General features: G+C 63.7%; 20 protein-coding genes. 11 read left to right on the forward strand and 9 right to left on the reverse strand.

The window, feature by feature from the left end; translation table 11 throughout:
* Nucleotides 1-10 precede the first annotated feature (10 nt).
* Together F3H96_RS12075 and F3H96_RS12080 are read left to right on the forward strand one after the other, a co-directional pair.
* Nucleotides 11-1225: an acyltransferase gene (locus tag F3H96_RS12075; protein WP_149801964.1), complete on the forward strand. Its 1215-nt coding sequence runs from the start codon at nt 11-13 to the stop codon at nt 1223-1225.
* A gap of 84 nt (nt 1226-1309) precedes the next feature.
* Nucleotides 1310-2368 carry a glycerophosphodiester phosphodiesterase family protein gene (locus F3H96_RS12080; RefSeq protein ID WP_149801965.1) on the forward strand — a complete coding sequence of 353 codons (1059 nt, stop codon included), beginning with the start codon at nt 1310-1312 and terminating at the stop codon, nt 2366-2368.
* A gap of 219 nt (nt 2369-2587) precedes the next feature.
* Here the strand turns inward: F3H96_RS12080 and F3H96_RS12085 are convergent, their stop codons facing one another.
* Nucleotides 2588-3460: an aldo/keto reductase family oxidoreductase gene (locus F3H96_RS12085; protein ID WP_149801966.1), complete on the reverse strand. Its 873-nt coding sequence runs from the start codon at nt 3458-3460 to the stop codon at nt 2588-2590.
* A gap of 95 nt (nt 3461-3555) precedes the next feature.
* On the opposite strand from F3H96_RS12085, the gene F3H96_RS12090 reads away from it, so the two are divergent.
* Complete coding sequence (locus tag F3H96_RS12090) at nt 3556-4464, forward strand: LysR family transcriptional regulator (protein WP_149801967.1); 909 nt, start codon at nt 3556-3558, stop codon at nt 4462-4464.
* Between the two features lie 56 nt (nt 4465-4520).
* On the opposite strand, the gene rpsI is transcribed toward F3H96_RS12090, so the two are convergent.
* The 3 genes from rpsI to F3H96_RS12105 all read right to left on the reverse strand — a co-directional run bounded on the left by rpsI (nt 4521) and on the right by F3H96_RS12105 (nt 6145).
* Complete coding sequence (gene rpsI / locus F3H96_RS12095; RefSeq protein ID WP_040983171.1) at nt 4521-4991, reverse strand: 30S ribosomal protein S9; 471 nt, start codon at nt 4989-4991, stop codon at nt 4521-4523.
* Nucleotides 4991-5455: a 50S ribosomal protein L13 gene (gene rplM / locus F3H96_RS12100; RefSeq protein WP_140820201.1), complete on the reverse strand. Its 465-nt coding sequence runs from the start codon at nt 5453-5455 to the stop codon at nt 4991-4993. The genes rpsI and rplM overlap by 1 nt, the downstream gene beginning before the upstream one ends.
* Before the next feature lie 225 nt (nt 5456-5680).
* The gene (locus F3H96_RS12105; protein WP_149801968.1) at nt 5681-6145 is read right to left on the reverse strand and encodes a PaaI family thioesterase; all 465 of its coding nucleotides are present in this window, start codon (nt 6143-6145) and stop codon (nt 5681-5683) included.
* A gap of 152 nt (nt 6146-6297) precedes the next feature.
* On the opposite strand from F3H96_RS12105, the gene F3H96_RS12110 reads away from it, so the two are divergent.
* The 5 genes from F3H96_RS12110 (at nt 6298) to F3H96_RS12130 (ending at nt 10254) form a co-directional block, all read left to right on the forward strand.
* A complete protein-coding gene (locus tag F3H96_RS12110) occupies nt 6298-7119 on the forward strand; it encodes an enoyl-CoA hydratase (RefSeq protein WP_149801969.1) in 822 nt (273 codons plus the stop codon).
* Between the two features lie 44 nt (nt 7120-7163).
* A complete protein-coding gene (locus tag F3H96_RS12115) occupies nt 7164-7946 on the forward strand; it encodes an AAA family ATPase (RefSeq protein WP_149801970.1) in 783 nt (260 codons plus the stop codon).
* Complete coding sequence (locus F3H96_RS12120; protein WP_149801971.1) at nt 7943-8464, forward strand: CoA-binding protein; 522 nt, start codon at nt 7943-7945, stop codon at nt 8462-8464. The genes F3H96_RS12115 and F3H96_RS12120 overlap by 4 nt, the downstream gene beginning before the upstream one ends.
* 159 nt (nt 8465-8623) lie before the next feature.
* Nucleotides 8624-9904 (forward strand): O-acetylhomoserine aminocarboxypropyltransferase, encoded by a 1281-nt coding sequence (locus F3H96_RS12125; protein WP_149801972.1) that lies wholly within the window; start codon nt 8624-8626, stop codon nt 9902-9904.
* Between the two features lie 5 nt (nt 9905-9909).
* Complete coding sequence (locus F3H96_RS12130; protein WP_149801973.1) at nt 9910-10254, forward strand: cupin domain-containing protein; 345 nt, start codon at nt 9910-9912, stop codon at nt 10252-10254.
* A 3-nt stretch (nt 10255-10257) separates the two neighbouring features.
* Here F3H96_RS12130 and F3H96_RS12135 read toward each other — a convergent pair whose 3' ends face one another.
* Nucleotides 10258-10977, reverse strand: coding sequence for a transporter substrate-binding domain-containing protein (locus F3H96_RS12135; RefSeq protein WP_149801974.1), 720 nt, complete (start codon nt 10975-10977; stop codon nt 10258-10260).
* A complete protein-coding gene (locus F3H96_RS12140) occupies nt 10974-12236 on the reverse strand; it encodes a cytochrome P450 (protein ID WP_149801975.1) in 1263 nt (420 codons plus the stop codon). Before F3H96_RS12140 ends, F3H96_RS12135 begins: the two co-directional genes overlap by 4 nt.
* 99 nt (nt 12237-12335) lie before the next feature.
* On the opposite strand from F3H96_RS12140, the gene F3H96_RS12145 reads away from it, so the two are divergent.
* The gene (locus F3H96_RS12145) at nt 12336-13439 is read left to right on the forward strand and encodes an FAD-dependent oxidoreductase (protein WP_149801976.1); all 1104 of its coding nucleotides are present in this window, start codon (nt 12336-12338) and stop codon (nt 13437-13439) included.
* A gap of 34 nt (nt 13440-13473) precedes the next feature.
* On the opposite strand, the gene F3H96_RS12150 is transcribed toward F3H96_RS12145, so the two are convergent.
* Nucleotides 13474-14202 carry a hypothetical protein gene (locus F3H96_RS12150; RefSeq protein WP_149801977.1) on the reverse strand — a complete coding sequence of 243 codons (729 nt, stop codon included), beginning with the start codon at nt 14200-14202 and terminating at the stop codon, nt 13474-13476.
* Nucleotides 14203-14312: 110 nt separating this feature from the next.
* Here F3H96_RS12150 and F3H96_RS12155 point away from each other — a divergent pair, with 110 nt between their 5' ends.
* Entirely contained in the window at nt 14313-14657 is a 345-nt protein-coding gene (locus tag F3H96_RS12155; RefSeq protein ID WP_149801978.1) for a hypothetical protein, read from the forward strand.
* Nucleotides 14658-14675: 18 nt separating this feature from the next.
* The gene (locus tag F3H96_RS12160; RefSeq protein ID WP_149801979.1) at nt 14676-15203 is read left to right on the forward strand and encodes a gamma carbonic anhydrase family protein; all 528 of its coding nucleotides are present in this window, start codon (nt 14676-14678) and stop codon (nt 15201-15203) included.
* Between the two features lie 22 nt (nt 15204-15225).
* Here F3H96_RS12160 and F3H96_RS12165 read toward each other — a convergent pair whose 3' ends face one another.
* Nucleotides 15226-15777: an ankyrin repeat domain-containing protein gene (locus F3H96_RS12165; RefSeq protein WP_149801980.1), complete on the reverse strand. Its 552-nt coding sequence runs from the start codon at nt 15775-15777 to the stop codon at nt 15226-15228.
* A gap of 314 nt (nt 15778-16091) precedes the next feature.
* Nucleotides 16092-16697, reverse strand: coding sequence for a transglutaminase-like cysteine peptidase (locus F3H96_RS12170; protein WP_149801981.1), 606 nt, complete (start codon nt 16695-16697; stop codon nt 16092-16094).
* Nucleotides 16698-16708: the final 11 nt, after the last annotated feature.

The raw sequence follows: 16708 nt of genomic DNA on the forward strand, positions 1-16708 counted from the left end.
CTGTATCATTATGGCTGAGACCGCTCTGCTCAACCTGGTACCGGCACCCACGGCGACCCGTGTCGGCACGGCGGCTGGCGAGCGCTTCCTGGTGCTGGATTCCTGGCGCGGTATCTGTGCGCTGCTGGTGGCGCTGTTTCACTTCCCCACCACCTCGATGGTTTCGCAGAGCGCCTTTGTCGGCGGCTCCTATCTGTTCGTCGATTTCTTCTTCGTGCTCTCCGGCTTCGTCATCGCCGGCGCTTACGGCGGACGGCTGAATGAGCAGGACGAGCTTGCCCGGTTCGCGCTGGTGCGATTCGGCCGCATCTATCCGCTGCATGTCCTGATGCTTGCCGCCTTCGGCGGATTCGAGGCGCTGCGGCTCGTCCTGCCGGCGCTGCACGGAACGGGTCCCGCACCCTTCACCGCCGGTTTCGACCTGAGAAGCCTCGTCGCCAACCTCTTCCTTTTGCAGGGCATGGGCGTTGAGGATCATCTGAGCTGGAACGCCCCAAGCTGGAGCATTTCGGCCGAGTTCTTCACCTATCTGCTGTTTGCCGCCGTCGTCTTCACCGCAGGCCGGCGTGCCTGGATATGGTTCGTCGCCACCGCCGTGACGGCTCCGCTCCTCCTGCTCGCGTTCTCGACCCGTCATATGGACGTGTCCTTCGATTTCGGCTTCATCCGCTGCCTTTACGGCTTCTCGCTCGGCGCGCTGCTCGCCTGGTTTCAGCACGATTCCATTGCAGAGGCGCGACAGGCGCTTAGCGGCGGGGCAGGGCGTGTCGCCTGGACGCTGGCCGAGCTTGCGATGATCGCGGTGATCGCGCCGTTTGTCTCGGTGGCGGGAACGAATGACGCGGGCATCGCGGCCCCAGTCGTCTTCGCTCTGGCGCTCTATCTGTTTGCCCATGAAGGCGGATGGGTCAGCCTGGCTTTGCGCAGCCGGCCGATGCTGTTGCTCGGCTCGCTCTCCTATTCGATCTACATGGTCCACATCTTCGTCCAGGCCCGCATGATCAATGTCGGCGGCCTGATCGAACGCAAGCTCGGGCTCGCCATCGTCGGCGACCTGGTGCTGCGCGGCGACCATGCGACCGGCTTCGGCACCGGCTCGCCTTGGATCGGCTTCGTGGCTGTGATCGCAATGTTGCTCGCCGTCATCGTCGTGTCCTGGTTCACCTGGCGTTTCGTCGAAATGCCGGCGCTCGCCTGGTTCCGCCGCCTTGCCAAGCGGATTTGACTTGAACCACTAGCCGGCTTCGTTCACCGCCCTGTCATGGGCATCGCCTAACCGGGTTCCGACCCGGAACGGAGCGATTCCCCGATGCGAACACTCTGGCTGAGCCTTATGCTTGCCGCCGCGCTTGCGACCTGCGCAAGTCAAAGTTTAGCCGGCGAGACGCGCGCCGCGCAGATCCTCGACCGCTTCGACCACGCCAACCAGTGGCGCGACCATGTGATGATCGCCGCGCACCGCGCCGGCAGCATGCAGGCGGGCAAGACCCTTTATGCCGAGAATTCGCTGGCCGCGGTCGAGGCCTCGATCGCGATCGGCGCCGAGATCGTCGAGGTCGACGTCCGGCGCGCGAAAGACGGCGCATTCGTCATCATGCATGACAGCTGGCTCGACCGCACGACCACCTGCAAGGGCGAGGTGGTGAAATACACGCTTGCCGAGCTGAAGACGTGCCGGCTGGTGATCGAGGGCACGGGCGCGGTCACCAACGAGCCGGTTTCGACACTGCGCGAGATGCTGCTCGCGACCAGGGACCGGGTCCTGATCAATCTCGACAACAAGCTTGAGGTGACCGACTTGCCGGGCATGATCGCGGTGGCGCGCGATCTCGGCATGGCCGACCAGGTGATCGTCAAGGAAAACCTGTGGAACCGGCCGCGCATCGATGCCGCCAGGGCGGCGCTTGGCCAGGCTGGCGGTGGCTTCCAGTTCATGCCCATTCTCGCCGACGACGCCGTGCATGATGCCGCCTTTGCCGAGGAAGTAGGCAGGGCGTTTCCCCTCCGCGCGGTCGAGCTGATCAACTGGCGCAACGGCGCCGAGACGCTGACGGCGACCGGCGGCCCGCTTTTCAGCACCAGAATGCGGGCCGAAGCGGCGCGCGGCGACTGGCATCTCTGGGCCGACACCTACGCCATCGTCAACAAACCGGGCGGCTTCCTCGCCGGCGGCCGTGGCGACGAACTGGCCGTCGCCGCCAGCCTGCCGCGCGAAGCCTGGGGTTTTTGGGTCGACCGCGGCGCCACCATCATCCAGACAGACGAGCCGAAGGCGGCGATCGACTGGCTGGCGGCCAACGGTCATCGCGTGCCTTACGCGACGGACGCGAAACCAGCCGAGCCAACGCATACGGCGAGCATCAATTAGAGCGCGGCGCTGACGCTGCTGATCTCCCCCCTTGTGGGTCCCTAGTGGGGGAGATGCCCGGCAGGGCAGAGGGGGCGCTGTCCCGCCAGCCTACAAGGTGTTCGCGCAACAGAATTCGCATTTCAGATCGCTTTTGGGGGTCATTTTGCAAGGTCGAGTTCCTTCACGCCCCCCTCTGGCCTGCCGGCCATCTCCCCCACGAGGGGGGAGACTAGCTAATCACGCCGCTTTCGCCGCGCCCTCCAACTCCCGCAGCACATCTTCCGACAGTTCCAGTTCCGCTGCCGCCAGATTCTCGCGCAGATGCTCCACCGACGACGTACCCGGGATCAGCAGGATGTTCGGCGAACGCTGCAAGAGCCACGCCAGCGCCACCTGCATCGGCGTCGCGCCGAGCCGTTCGGCAACACCCGACAAGGTCGACGATTGCAGCGGGCTGAAGCCGCCGAGCGGGAAGAACGGCACATAGGCGACGCCGTCGCGCGCCAGTTGATCGATCAGCGCGTCGTCGTCGCGATGCGCCAGGTTGTACTGGTTCTGCACGCTGACGATTTCGCAAATCCGTCGGCCTTCCGCGATCTGGGCGCGGGTGACGTTGCTGAGGCCGATATGGCGCACGAGACCCTTCCGTTGAAGTTCGGCCAAGGCTGTCAACGGCGCCTCGATCGAGCCTTCGGCGGGTCCGTGCACGTCGAACATCAGGCGCAGGTTGACCACGTCCAGCACGTCCAGTCCGAGGTTGCGGAGATTGTCGTGCACCGCCTTCTCGAGTTCCTCGGGCGCAAAGGCCGGCAGCCACGAGGCGTCGTCGCCGCGGCGGGCGCCGATCTTGGTGACGATGACGAGCTCGTCAGGGTAGGGCGCCAGCGCCTCGCGGATCAGCTTGTTGGTGACATGCGGGCCGTAGAAATCGCTGGTGTCGATATGATTCACTCCTTGCGCCACCGCTTCGCGCAGCACGGCGATCGCCGCATCATGGTCCTTCGGCGGACCGAACACGCCTTTGCCCGCAAGCTGCATCGCGCCGTAGCCGAGGCGGTGAACCGAACGGTCGCCGAGAGTGTAGGTGCCGGATTTGTCTACGCTGGACATCGTGGTTCTCCTTCGCTGTCGACGAGGGAGATAGGGCATGGCCGCTGTCCTGATAACCGGATATAATCGGCACGGCTTGTGCGGAATTAAGAACAATGGCGACTGAACTCAACGATCTCCAGGCGTTCCTGGCCGTGGCGCGCACCGGCGGCTTTCGCGAAGGCGCCCGCGCGACCGCGGGCAGCGCCTCCGCGCTGAGCGAAGCGATCCGCCGTCTGGAAACCCAACTTGGCGTCAGGCTCTTCAACCGCACCACGCGCAGCGTCGCCTTGACCGAGGCCGGCGCCAGCCTGCTTGCGCGGCTCGGCCCGGCGCTCGGCGAGGTCGAGGCGGCGCTCGATGTCGTGAACGGTTTTCGCGACCGGCCGGCAGGGACCTTGCGGCTCAACGTGCCCGTCAGTGCTTCACGGCTGGTTCTGCCCAGGATCGTCCCAGGTTTCCTTGCCGCCTATCCGGCCATCCGCCTTGAGGTGACGGCCGAGGAAAGCTTCGTCGACCTGCTGGCCGCGGGCTGCGACGCCGGCATCCGTTATGACGAGCGGCTGGAGCAGGACATGATCGCGGTGCCGATCGGCCCGCGCGCGCAGCGCTTTGCGACAGCCGCTTCGCCTGTCTATCTCGACCGGCACGGCCGGCCGCAGCACCCGCGCGACCTGCTTGATCACGCCTGCCTGCGCGGGCGCTTCGCGGGCCGCGGCGTAATGCCATGGGAATTCGTGCGGGATGGCGAGGTGGTCAGCGTCAATCCTTCGGGCCCGCTGACAGTCACATTGGGCGGCGCCGTCGATCTCGCCGTCGATGCCGCCGTCGCCGGCACCGGCATCGTCAGCCTGTTCGAGGACTGGCTTCGCCCGCATTTTGAAAGCGGCGCGCTCGAGCCCGTTCTCGAGCCATGGTGGGAGGAATTTTCAGGACCGTTCCTCTACTATCCCGGCCGCCGTCTTGTGCCGGCGCCGCTGCGCGCCTTCATAGACTATATCAAGACGCCGGTTGGCCGCTGGTAGCAGAAACAAAAAGGCCGCCCGGAGGCGGCCTTTCGAAAAGCTTGGATCTCGTTGCGTTAGCGCTTCGAGAACTGGAAGCTGCGGCGGGCCTTCGCCTTGCCGTACTTCTTGCGCTCGACCACGCGGCTGTCGCGGGTCAGGAAGCCGCCCTTCTTGAGCACCGAGCGCAGGCCCGGCTCGTAGTAGGTCAGCGCCTTGGAGATGCCGTGACGCACCGCACCCGCCTGGCCGGAAAGGCCGCCGCCGATGACGGTGGCGACGATGTCGTACTGGCCTGCGCGGTTGGCCGCGACGATCGGCTGGTTGAGGATCATCTGCAGCACCGGACGCGCGAAATAGCTCGCGAATTCCTTGTCGTTGACGGTGATCTTGCCGGAGCCCGGCTTCACCCAGACGCGCGCGATGGCGTTCTTGCGCTTGCCGGTGGCATAGGCGCGGCCGGACTTGTCGAGCTTCTGGACGTGCACCGGCGCGGCCGGCTGCGCGGCGACAGTCCCGAGTTCTGCGAGCGAGGAAAGCTCAGCCATTACGAGGCCCTCTTGTTCTTGGAGTTCAGCTTGGCCACGTCGAGCGAGACGGGCTGCTGGGCGGTGTGCGGATGTTCAGCGCCTGCATAGACGCGGAGATTCTTCATCTGGCGGCGGCCAAGCGGGCCGCGCGGGATCATGCGTTCGACGGCCTTTTCGACGACGCGCTCTGGGAAGCGGCCCTCGAGCAGCTGGCGCGCGGTGCGCTCCTTGATGCCGCCGGGGTGGCCGGTGTGCCAGTAATAGACCTTGTCGGTGTACTTCTTGCCGGTGAACACCACCTTGTCGGCATTGATGACGATGACATTGTCGCCGTCATCGACATGCGGGGTGAAGGTGGGCTTGTGCTTGCCGCGCAGATGGTTGGCGATGACGGTGGCCAGACGACCGACGACGAGACCTTCGGCGTCGATCAGCACCCACTTCTTCACCACATCCGCAGGCTTCTGCGAAAAGGTAGCCATGGTTTTGCTCTCACGTTGACCTTCCGATCCGTGAGGAACAAGGAAGGCGTTTCTTGTTGCTTGGATTGGCGCGCGGCCGAAGCCAACCGCCAATAACAAAACGGCGGCCATTGCGGGCCGCTGCTTCGGGTGGGCTTATAGGCGAGGGAGGTTCGAACGTCAAGGCACTGGAAAACAAGCTTGGCGAACAAAATAAAGCAAAAACAATGGCTTGATAGAGTGGTATTATTTTACCCCATCGTTCTTTCGCTTCGGCGGGATCGAATAGGTCCCCGTGGCGTGCGCAACCGTGTGTCCGTCCGGGCCGGCGACCATGTCGATGTCGAACACCATCAGGCTTTTGCCGAGCTTGAGGATCCGGCAATGGCCGTCGATCGGCCCGGCCCCGGCCTTGCGCATGAAGTTGATGTCGAGGTTGACCGTCACCGACAGCGCGTCCGGACCGGCGTGGCTGAGCACGCAGACATAACCGCCGATGTCGGCCAGCGTGAACAGCGACGGACCGGACACCGTTCCGCCGGGACGCAGATGTCGCTCGTCGGCGTTGAGCCGCACCGTGCAGCCGCCTGGAAACACATCGATCGCCTCATAGGAGGTGAACTGGTCGTTAAGTTGCGGATAGACGCTTGCCATCAGCGCATTGACTTCAGCCGCGTTGAGCATTGGCTTCAGATTGCTTTGGGCAGGCATGGGCGGCGTCCTATATGAGATGGTAAGCTCCGGGCGGTATGCCTGGACCAATCGGCGCGACGGAGAAAACACGCCTCCCGGCTGTTCTTCAACCGGCAGCGTGCTAGTTCTGTTGCTCCATGGCTGCGTGAGCAAATCGAAAGGTTTCACAAGTGGCTGAAGTCGTCGCCATCAAGCCCGCCGTCGCCGACGGCCCCGTTCTTGTCAGCCAGGACAAAGGCATTTTGCGCCTCACACTCGCCAGCCCGCCGGCCAATGCGCTCTCGCTGGCGACGATGGCGGCACTTCAGGCGGAGTTTGACCGCGTGAAGACCGACAAATCTGTGCGCGTCATCATCTTGGCGGCATCCGGCAAGGTGTTCTGCGCCGGTCACGATCTCAAGGAAATGACGGCGCACCGCGCTGAAGCGGACCGCGGCAAGGCTTTCTTCGAAAAGACCTTCGCGGCCTGCGCGAAATTGATGCAGACCATCGTGCGCCATCCGAAGCCGGTGATCGCCGAGGTCGATGGCCTCGCCACCGCCGCCGGCCTGCAGCTGGTCGCGAGCTGCGATCTTGCCATCGCTTCGCACGAGGCGAGCTTCTGCACGCCCGGCGTCAACATCGGCCTGTTCTGCTCGACGCCGATGGTGGCGCTGTCGCGCAACGTCTCGCGCAAGCAGGCGATGGAAATGCTTTTGACCGGCGAGACGATCGATGCGGCGACGGCCAAGGATTTCGGCCTGGTCAATCGCATCGTGCCGCGCGAATATCTGAATCAAGTTGTCAACAAATACGCGCAAACCATTGCATCCAAATCGTCTTTGGTGGTCAAGACCGGGAAGGAAGCCTTCTACGCTCAGGCCGAAATGGGGCTGGCCGACGCTTATGCTTATACCGGCCGCGTGATGGTCGAGAACATGCTGGCGCGAGACGCGGAGGAAGGCATCGGCGCCTTCATCGGCAAGCGCAAGCCCGAATGGACCGACGAGTAGTCGACTTGAATGGAGCCGCGCCATTGCATCGCTGAAGGTTCGACGTGGCTGCCCGCAAGCAACTGACGCGGCTGAAGGCGCCCTATCTCAAGCGCATCCTGCTCGAGCCGTCGCGCGTCGCGGATTGGGACCAGTATCCGTGGAGCCTGCCGATCTTCCACGCCCGCGAATTCGAGTTTGAATTCACGAGCGCCATCACCATCATCGTCGGCGAGAACGGCACCGGCAAATCGACGCTGCTGGAAGCCATCGGCGCGCTGGCCGGATATGACGAGGCCGGCGGCGGCAAAGGCTACCGCCCGGTCGACCATTCCATTGCCATCGACAAAAGCGGCGCGTCCCTCGCTGACACGTTGCGCGGCCATTGGTTGCCGAAGGTCACCGCCGGTTGGTTCTTCCGGGCTGAATCCTTCTATTCCGTCGCACGCTATCTCGACCGCGCGGCGCTCGAAGATCCGTTCAAGCCACCGCCGCCCGATTTCCTCTCGTGGTCGCATGGCGAAGGCTTCATCCGCTTCTTCGAGGAGCGCTGCCGACGGCAAGGCATCTATATCCTCGACGAACCCGAAAGCGCGCTGTCGCCGACGCGCCAGATCGAACTGCTGAGACTGCTCCGGCGCATGGAGCAGTCCGGCACCGCGCAGGTGATCATGGCCACGCACTCGCCGCTGCTGATGGCGTGTCCGAATGCGCGGCTGTTCCGCATCAGCCGCTTCGGCCTCGACCTGATCGATTTTCAGGACACCGATCATTTTCGCATGATGCGCGACTTCTGCAGCGATCCGGCTGCCTTTCTCGCCGAAGCGCTGTATGAGGACGAACCATGAATCACGACGCCTACGACAACACCTACATCGCCGGCATTCTGAACGCGGTGAAAACGATCGCCATGGTCGGCGCCTCGCCAAACGACGTGCGGCCGAGCTATTTCGTGCTGAAATATCTTCTGGCCAAGGGCTTTTCGGTATTTCCGATCAATCCGGGTCATGCGGGCAAGGAGATCCTTGGTCGTATGGTCTATGCCAGCCTGGCCGACCTGCCTCAGCCGGTCGACATGGTCGACATCTTTCGCGGTTCGGCAGCTATACCGGGCATCGTCGACCAGGTGCTGAAGCTCGACCCGCTGCCGAAGGTGGTCTGGATGCAGCTCGGCGTGCGTCATGACGAGGCGGCTGCCCGCGCCGAGGCCGCCGGCATCAAGGTGGTGATGAACCGCTGCCCGAAGATCGAATACGGCAAGCTGTCTGGCGAGATCGGCTGGACCGGCGTCAATTCCGGCGTGCTGTCTTCGAAGAAGCCCCTGATGCGGCAGGGCTTCCAGAGTCTTGGTGTGCGGCAGAAATAGGCCGGCTACGGCTCGCGCAAAATTATTCCGGGAAGAAATGGATTTTCCCGGGCGTTCGTCGCAGATCGCATCCCGAAAGGTTTTTTCTTCTTTGCATTCCCAGCCGCGCTTCGCCAAGAATGCCCGGCGATTTTCGAGAGATTTGAGAGGGAGGTTTCGATGACCCGCACGCCCGGTTTCAACACGCTTGCCGTTCATGCAGGCGCAAAGCCCGATCCGGCAACCGGCGCCCGCGCCACGCCGATCTATCAGACCACCTCCTATGTCTTCGACGATGCCGACCATGCCGCCTCGCTGTTCGGGCTGAAGGCCTTTGGCAACATCTACACCCGCATCATGAACCCGACGCAGGCCGTGCTCGAGGAGCGCCTTGCCGCGCTCGAGGGCGGCACCGCAGCACTTGCCGTCGCCTCCGGCCACGCCGCGCAGGTCCTCGTCTTCCATAACCTGCTGCAGCCGGGCGACAATTTCGTATCCGCCACAAAGCTCTATGGCGGCTCGATCAACCAATTCGGCCACGCCTTCAAGAATTTTGGCTGGGAGGTGCGCTGGGCTGACACCAATGAGCCTTCGACCTTCGAGAGCCAGATCGACGACAGGACCAAGGCGATCTTCATCGAAAGCCTTGCCAATCCCGGCGGTATCTTCGTCGATATCGAGAAGATCGGCGACATCGCCCGCCGGCACGGCCTGCCGCTGATCGTCGACAACACGCTGGCCTCGCCCTATCTGGTGCGGCCGATCGAGCACGGCGCCGATATCGTCGTGCATTCGCTGACCAAGTTCATCGGCGGCCACGGCAATTCCATCGGCGGCGCCATCGTCGACGGCGGCACCTTCGACTGGTCGAAGTCGGGCAAGTATCCGATGCTGTCGGAGCCACGCCCCGAATATGGCGGCATCGTCCTGCACGAGACCTTCGGCAATTTCGCCTTCGCCATCGCCGCGCGCGTGCTCGGCCTGCGCGACATCGGCCCGGCGATCTCGCCGTTCAACGCTTTTCTGATCCTGACCGGGCTGGAAACCCTGCCGCTCAGGATGCAGCGCCACTGCGACAACGCGGTCACGGTAGCCGGCTGGCTTTCCAACCACCCCAAGGTTGCCTGGGTGAACTATCCCGGCCTTCCAAGCGACAAGAACAACGCGCTGCAGAAGAAATATTCGCCGCAGGGCGCGGGAGCCGTGTTTACCTTCGGCCTCAAGGGTGGCTACGAGGCCGGCGTCAAATTCGTCGAGGCGCTGGAACTGTTCTCGCACCTCGCCAATGTCGGCGACACCAAGTCGCTCGTCATCCATCCGGCCTCGACCACGCACCGCCAGCTTTCCGATGAGCAGAAGATCAAGGCCGGCGCCGGCCCGGACACGGTCCGGCTGTCGATCGGCATCGAGGACGTCCAGGACATCGTCGCCGACCTGGAACAGGCGCTGAGCAAGGTCTGACCGCGATGTCGGCTTTCCTTGCGGTCAGCACCGATACTATCGAACCGGAGGCCGGCGCGCCGGCCCCGGACCGGGTGATCTCGGGCGATCCCAAATTCCGCACCTGGAATGTCGAGGAACGCGACGGCGGCCTTTATGCCGGCATCTGGGAAGCGACACCGGGCAAGTGGCGCATTGTCTACGACGAATGGGAGTTCTGCCACATCCTGGCGGGCGTGTCGGTGATCGCCGAGGACGGCGGTGAGGCGCGCACCGTGCGGGCGGGCGACAGTTTCGTGCTGCGGCCGGGTTTCAAAGGGACCTGGGAAGTGCTCGAGACCACCCGCAAGGAATATGTGATCAGGCTTTAACGGCTAGCGGCCGGCCCACAGCAGCCGGTCGATATCATCGTTGGAAAAACCGTATTGGCTCATCATCTCCCGGTGCCACGAGCTGCCGAGCAATTCATCCAGGCACCGATCCACCTTTTGACGTAGCGCGGCATTGTTCTTGGCCAGCGCGAAGGCGCCGGCGGCAGGCTGCTTCTCGGATGCTGGAACATCGACGACGTCGAGCCGAGCATCGGGTTCGCGGGTGATGTAACCTCGATGCGCCATGGCGACACTGGCATAGGCCTGCACTGCACCCTGCGCCACGGCCTCCGCTGCTTCCGCCTGCGTTGCGAATGTTTTGATTCGTCCGGGGGGAACGCCGTTCCGCAGTGCGGTTTGATGCTGAATCTGGTCTGAGATCACGGCCAATATCGCCGAGGGGTTCCGGGCGAGCGAGCGGTAGCCCGCCAACCCCAGCGGATCGCCCTTCGCGACCATCAGCCCGTCAGGCAATGCCCAGATCGATCGCGTAAAGTCGACGAGCTTTCGGCGCTCGTCCGAGATGAACAGGCCTGTGGTCATATCCCAGCGGCCTTTGGCCACTCCGGGCAGCAACTCGGCGAACTCTGTCTCGATGGGCGAGAAATCCGCCAGCTCAAGCATCTGGCCAATCTTCTCGGCGAGCTTTGCGTCGCAGCCGCCGAGCTTGCCGGAAGCATCGGTGAAGCAGAAAGGAGGTTCCTGCAGGAAAGCGAATCTCATTTCGTGTTGCCCCGGAAAGTCACCGCGAGCTTTTCTAGCCCGTGGAAGTGATAGCTGTCGCGGAAGCGCGGCGCCTCGGCCAGGCGCAACTCCGGCAACCGCTCGAACAGCGTTTTCAGCGAGACCTGCAGTTCGAGCCTGGCCAGTGGCGCGCCGATGCAGAAATGGATGCCGGCGCCGAAGGAGACATTCTTCTGGTCCGTGCGCGCCGGGTTGAAAGTGCCAGGCCCGGAAAACGCCAGCGGGTCGTGATTGGCCATGCCGAGCAGCAGCGCCACCATCTCACCGGGCTTGACCAGAATGCCCGGCGAGACTTCGATCTCCTCATAGGCGTAGCGCAGGAACATGTGCAGCGGCGCGTCGAAGCGCAGGCATTCCTCGACGGCCGCGACGTTTCTCTCCGGCGTCTCAAAGAAGCGGCGCGGGTCGCCGCCTTGCGCGAGGATCGAGCGCACCGCGTTGCCGGTCTGGTGCACGGTCGCTTCGTGGCCGGCATTGAGAAGCAGGATGGCCGACGAGACCAGCTCGTCTTCCGAAAGCTTCTGGCCGTTGTCGCGCGCCTCGATCAGCAGCGAAAGCAGATCGTCGCCCGGCTTCTTGCGCCTTTCGGCGACGTAGCCGCGCAGGAAGGCCGCGAAATCGCGCGCGGCGCGGTTGGCCGTGTCCTCGGTGTCGCGGGTGCGGCCATGCATGTACATGGCGACCATCCGGTGCGACCAGTCGAGCAGTTGCGGCCCCATCTCGACCGGAACGCCGAGCATCTCGGCAATGATGGTGATCGGCAGCGGCGCGGCGTAGGCCGGCAGAAGGTCGACGCCGCCCGGCTCGAAGCGGTCGATCAGCTCTTTGGCCAGCACCTCGACACGTGGCCTGAGCCGCTCGACCTGGCGCGAGACGAAGGCGCGGTTGACCAGCGTCCGTAGCCTGGTGTGCACAGGCGGCTCGAGCTCCAGCATGGAATTGGCCTCGATCGCGTCGAAGGCAGTCAGGTGCGAGCGATCATCGCCCACGCCGCGGCTGTCGGGAATCCCGGCCGGGTTCTGGCGCCCGAAGCGGCGGTCGCGCAACAGACGGTTGACGTCGTCGAAGCCGCCGAAACACCAGAACCCGTAGTCTTCCCAGAAGAAGGCGTTCGACGCGCCATGCAGGAAAGCGTAGGCCTCATAAGGGTTCTGCACAAAAGCCGGCTCGTGCGGGTCGAGCCGCAGGCGGCGGCCGGTTGGATCAAATGCGAGATAGGCAGGCATCAAATCGGTCATGCCAGACCATTAGCGCGCCTTGTCAGCCCGATGCCAGACCGTATTTTGGCGCCCGTGAAGCCGAAACGTTGAGCCAGGCGAGCCGGGGTGGATGTCTTGATGAATGTGATCGTCGTTGGCGCAGGCATCGCGGGACTGTCTACCGCCTGGTCGCTGGTCAGGGCCGGCCATAATGTCTCGATCGTCGAGCAAGGAACCATCCCCAATCCGCTCGCGGCTTCCGGCGACCATCACCGAATCATCCGCCGTGCTTACCGCGCCGGCACCGGCTACGGCCAACTGATCAGCGAGGCCTATGAGGCCTGGGATGAGCTGTGGGCCGACCTTGGCGAAAACCACCTCGATCCGCGTGGTTTCCTTTGCGTCTCGCGAGAGGCGGGCGACGAGGCGGAGGAATATCGCGAGGGATTGGAGGAAGGAAATTTTCCCTTCGAATTGCTCGAACCGGCGGCCGCGGTGGAGCGCTGGCCGTTCCTCGAAGCAGGCACCTTCCGCTATGCCTATTTTTCCACCGAAGGCGGCGCCTTGCACTGCAGGAAGATCGCAGCCGGCCTGGCAAGATGGCTGCGCGCCCACGGCGCCAATGTCTATGAAAACAGCAAAGTGGTCGAGATCGACGCCGATGCCGGCCGCATCTTGCTGGAAAGCGGCGAGACGATGCAGGCCGATCGCGTCGTGGTGGCGGCCGGTGCCTGGGTGCTGAAGCTGTTTCCGGAACTCGGTGGCGAGTTGAAGATCTTTCGCACCGCGCTTGCCTATGTCGAACCGCCGGCGGATCTCAAGGCCGCCTGGGAAGCGGCGCCCGTCATCCTCGACGTCGGCGGCGTCACCGATGGCTACATGATCCCGATCACGCGCGGCGCCGGCATGAAGTTCGGCTCCGGCCTGCACAAGGTGCCGACCAGCGATGCCGACTGGAACCGCCAGCCGGTGCCGGGCGAGGGCGAGGTGATCCGCAACCTGTTCTCGCCGCCGATCGCCCGCATCACCGAATACAAGGTGACCGAGGTCGTTACCTGCGCCTACACCTTTACCGCCGACGAGAAATTCCTCGCGCATGAAAAAGGCAAATGCCTGGTCGTCTCCGCCTGTTCCGGCCATGGCTACAAGTTCGGCGCGAGCGTCGGCCGACGTGTCGCCAAGGCCGTCGGGGACGGCGACATAGCCAGCCTGAAACGCTGGTTGCGCGCCGAAATGATCTAGCTGGACGGCCGGCTGATTGATCGGCGCGATCGCGTCAGTGGCCCGTCTTGAGAATACTCGCCACCTTGGCGGCGATTGCCGCGTCCAGCGCCGGCCAATTCGCGAGCAGTTCGTGCGGAAAACGGTAGGTGAGGCTGAGATCGTCGCCGACCTGGATGTCGCGTTCGCAGGGCGCCAACGATTCCTCCGCGCTCGGCCCGCTCAGGCAGCGGGCGACGAACGGACCCTTGCCTGGGCGTTCGGCGACGGCCAGCACCTCGTTCAGATAGCCTGATTTTTCCGTGAAGGCATAAACCGTCGTGCCGCCCGGACCGGGTGTGCCCGGCTTTTCGATCAGGGCGCTGTAGATCGGCGCGAAGCGGCCGCTCATGTCGCGCGACATCATTCGCGGCTCGAACGACAGGAAAATGATCTTCCTGGTCGTCGCGTGATTGAAGTCGTCGCGCGCGGCCGTGCTGTAGCCGTCCATCTCGGGATAGCGCAGGTAGAGGTCAAGTCGCGACGCGATGCCGTCGCGCCTAGCCTGGTCGAAGCGGATGAGGTTTGCCGGCACGCTGATCAGATTGTTGCCCATGACGATCCGGCGCACCGTCGCGTCATCCGTGTAGCCGGCCATGGCGATCGACCGGCCGAGCCATTTGCCGCCGACGCTGATCGCCACCGACAGCAGCGCCAGCGCCGCGAAGACATAGAAGACCCGCTTCATCAAGGTCGAATCGACGACCTCGAAGTCCGGGCTCTCGGCGACGCTTGCCTCTCTCATTCGCATTTCTCCGATCCGCCTACCTGTCCTTGGGCGGCACAAGCTGCGCGGCATGGCTCTTGCAGCGCGTTGGCACGACTGTGCGTTTTCATGGTAAATGGTTGGTAAACATGGCTCCCGTTGTGCTTGTTCTTTACGCTTTTGCGGTTTGTCTCACGGCTTGCGGGCTGGCCGGATCGGTCATGGAACTGCTGTCCGGCCGACGCCTGGCCTTTGCTGAACCTTACGTTTCGCCGCTCCATATCCTGCGGTCGCTCGCGGCAACCGCTTGCGCCGGGCCGTTCATGCTCACCAACGAGGCTTTGGCCGCCAGGCGCGAGGGCCGCATCGGCACGATGGCGCTGCTGTCCTGCGGCTGCACGGCCATTGCCTGGGCGCTGGCGCTCGGCGTCGTGCTGATCGCCATTGCATCCTGGGCGACCGCCAACTTAGGGTCTTTCGAATTCTCTGGTTGAGACGATTCGGAGACGAAAATGCCGGTCTATGCGATCGATGGGAAAGCGCCACAGTTCGAGGATGCCGATACGAACTGGATTGCGCCGGACGCCACCCTGATCGGCAATATCCGGATCGGCCGCAACGCCGGCTTCTGGTTCGGCGTCGTCATCCGCGGCGATGGCGAGCTCATTGCGATCGGCGCCGACACCAACGTGCAGGAACATACGATCATGCACACCGATCCGGGCTTTGCGCTGACCATCGGCGAAGGCTGCACGATCGGCCACAGGGCGCTGCTGCATGGCTGCACGATCGGCGACAACAGCCTGATCGGCATGGGCGCCATCGTGCTGAACGGCGCCAGGATCGGCAACAACTCGCTGGTGGGCGCCGGCGCCCTGGTGACGGAGAACAAGGTTTTTCCCGACAATTCGCTGATCGTCGGCTCGCCCGCCAAGGTGATAAGGACGCTGGACGAAACGGCGATAGAGCGGCTGCGCGTCTCCGCCGCCCACTATGTCGCCAACGCCAAACGCTTCAAGGCCAAGCTGAAGACGGTGTGACGGCGGCGGGTTGCCTCGCGCATCATCGTAGCACGCGACTCATCGCTTCACGCAGCAGGGAAGCACCGGTTTCGAACCCGGCCTCTTCTGCGCCTTCCAGTGCCGTCTCATAATCGTCGATGCGGGTCTTCAGCGACGGGTCGGCGCCTGAGAGAAGCAGCAGGCGGATCGATTCGGCATCCCGCCGGGACACTGCATAATGCAGGGGCGTCCAATCGTTCACGCCGCGCATATCCGGATCGGCGCCATGCGCGAGCAGGATACGGACGACTTCCAGCCGGTCCGGCCGTTCCGTCGACAACGCGGCAATGATCGAGGGAAAGCCGGCAAGATCCTCATAATTCGGGTTTGAACCGGCATCGAGCAAGGCGGTGATGAACGTGGTCGGGCTCCAGTAGATGGCATATTCCAGCGGATGGCCAAGGCCGAGCTCGAACGGCATTCTCTCGTCGAACCAGCGCGCCCAACCACCGAATATCCTGCCAAGGCCCTCGAAATCACCGGCCTTGAAGGCTTCGTCTATCGCCTTGAACAACCGGTGTCGGGCACCGCGATCCTCAGGGACTTCCAGCATCGCCTTCTTCCGCAATGAATGGCCCATACTGCTCCCGTCTGCTCCGATCCGAAAGCGGTCCTGCGTGACACGCCGTCGGCCATGATGGACCCACCACGACGGACTCACCACGACAGACTCAAGGCAGAAAATGGCGGAGCCGGCCCCGGGGACGGGGGCCGGCTCCTAAAACCCGGTCGTTGGGGACGGGGAGGGTGGGGACTCGACCGGGCTTTCTTCCTAAGCGCGCCGCGTCAAGGCGGCGTGCTTGTCCTCGATGCGCATGCCGCGATCGAAAAATCGCTGTGGACTTCCGGGCGACATGCTTGGCGCCCTTAGCGGACGCTGGCGACCGCGGCGTCGCGGCCGTCGTTGATGGTAACCCAAACGCCAGAATTCTCGGTCGATTGACGCTTGAGGTAGGTGTAGACGGTGTCGTTCCAGGCGAGCACTTTCGGCTCGAGATTGTCGAGGATGTACTCGCCGAGGTTGGTGCGCACGGTCAGCACCGCATGACCGTCGCCATTCGGCTGGCGCACCACCGTCATCAACAGGTCACCGGCCGGAACCCCTACGGCCATCAGCTCGCGCCGCTTCTCCAGTCCATAGTCCTCGCAATCGCCATAGCCGTTGACCGGATAGGCCCAGTATTCCTCGACGCCGTAATTCTCCATGTCGGTGCGTGGCTTGACGCGGGTGTTGACCGAATTGTTGACGTTGACGATCGTCGTCCACAGCTTGCGCGTCAGTTCGACCGGCGCCCCCTTCGGCGTCCGCTGGTTGCATTCGGCCGGAATGCGCTGGCAGAAATCATAGTGACCGACGGGCTGGGTGGTGCGGCCACCCGTATGCATGAAAGCCGGTCCTGCGCTTGCCGTCCCCCACGCGGAAAGCTGCATCGCCATTGCCAAGAGCAACAGCTTGCCCCTCGTCATTTTCATAGTGGTAGTCT

This window comes from Mesorhizobium sp. NFR06 (assembly GCF_900115245.1).
Taxonomy (GTDB): domain Bacteria; phylum Pseudomonadota; class Alphaproteobacteria; order Rhizobiales; family Rhizobiaceae; genus Mesorhizobium.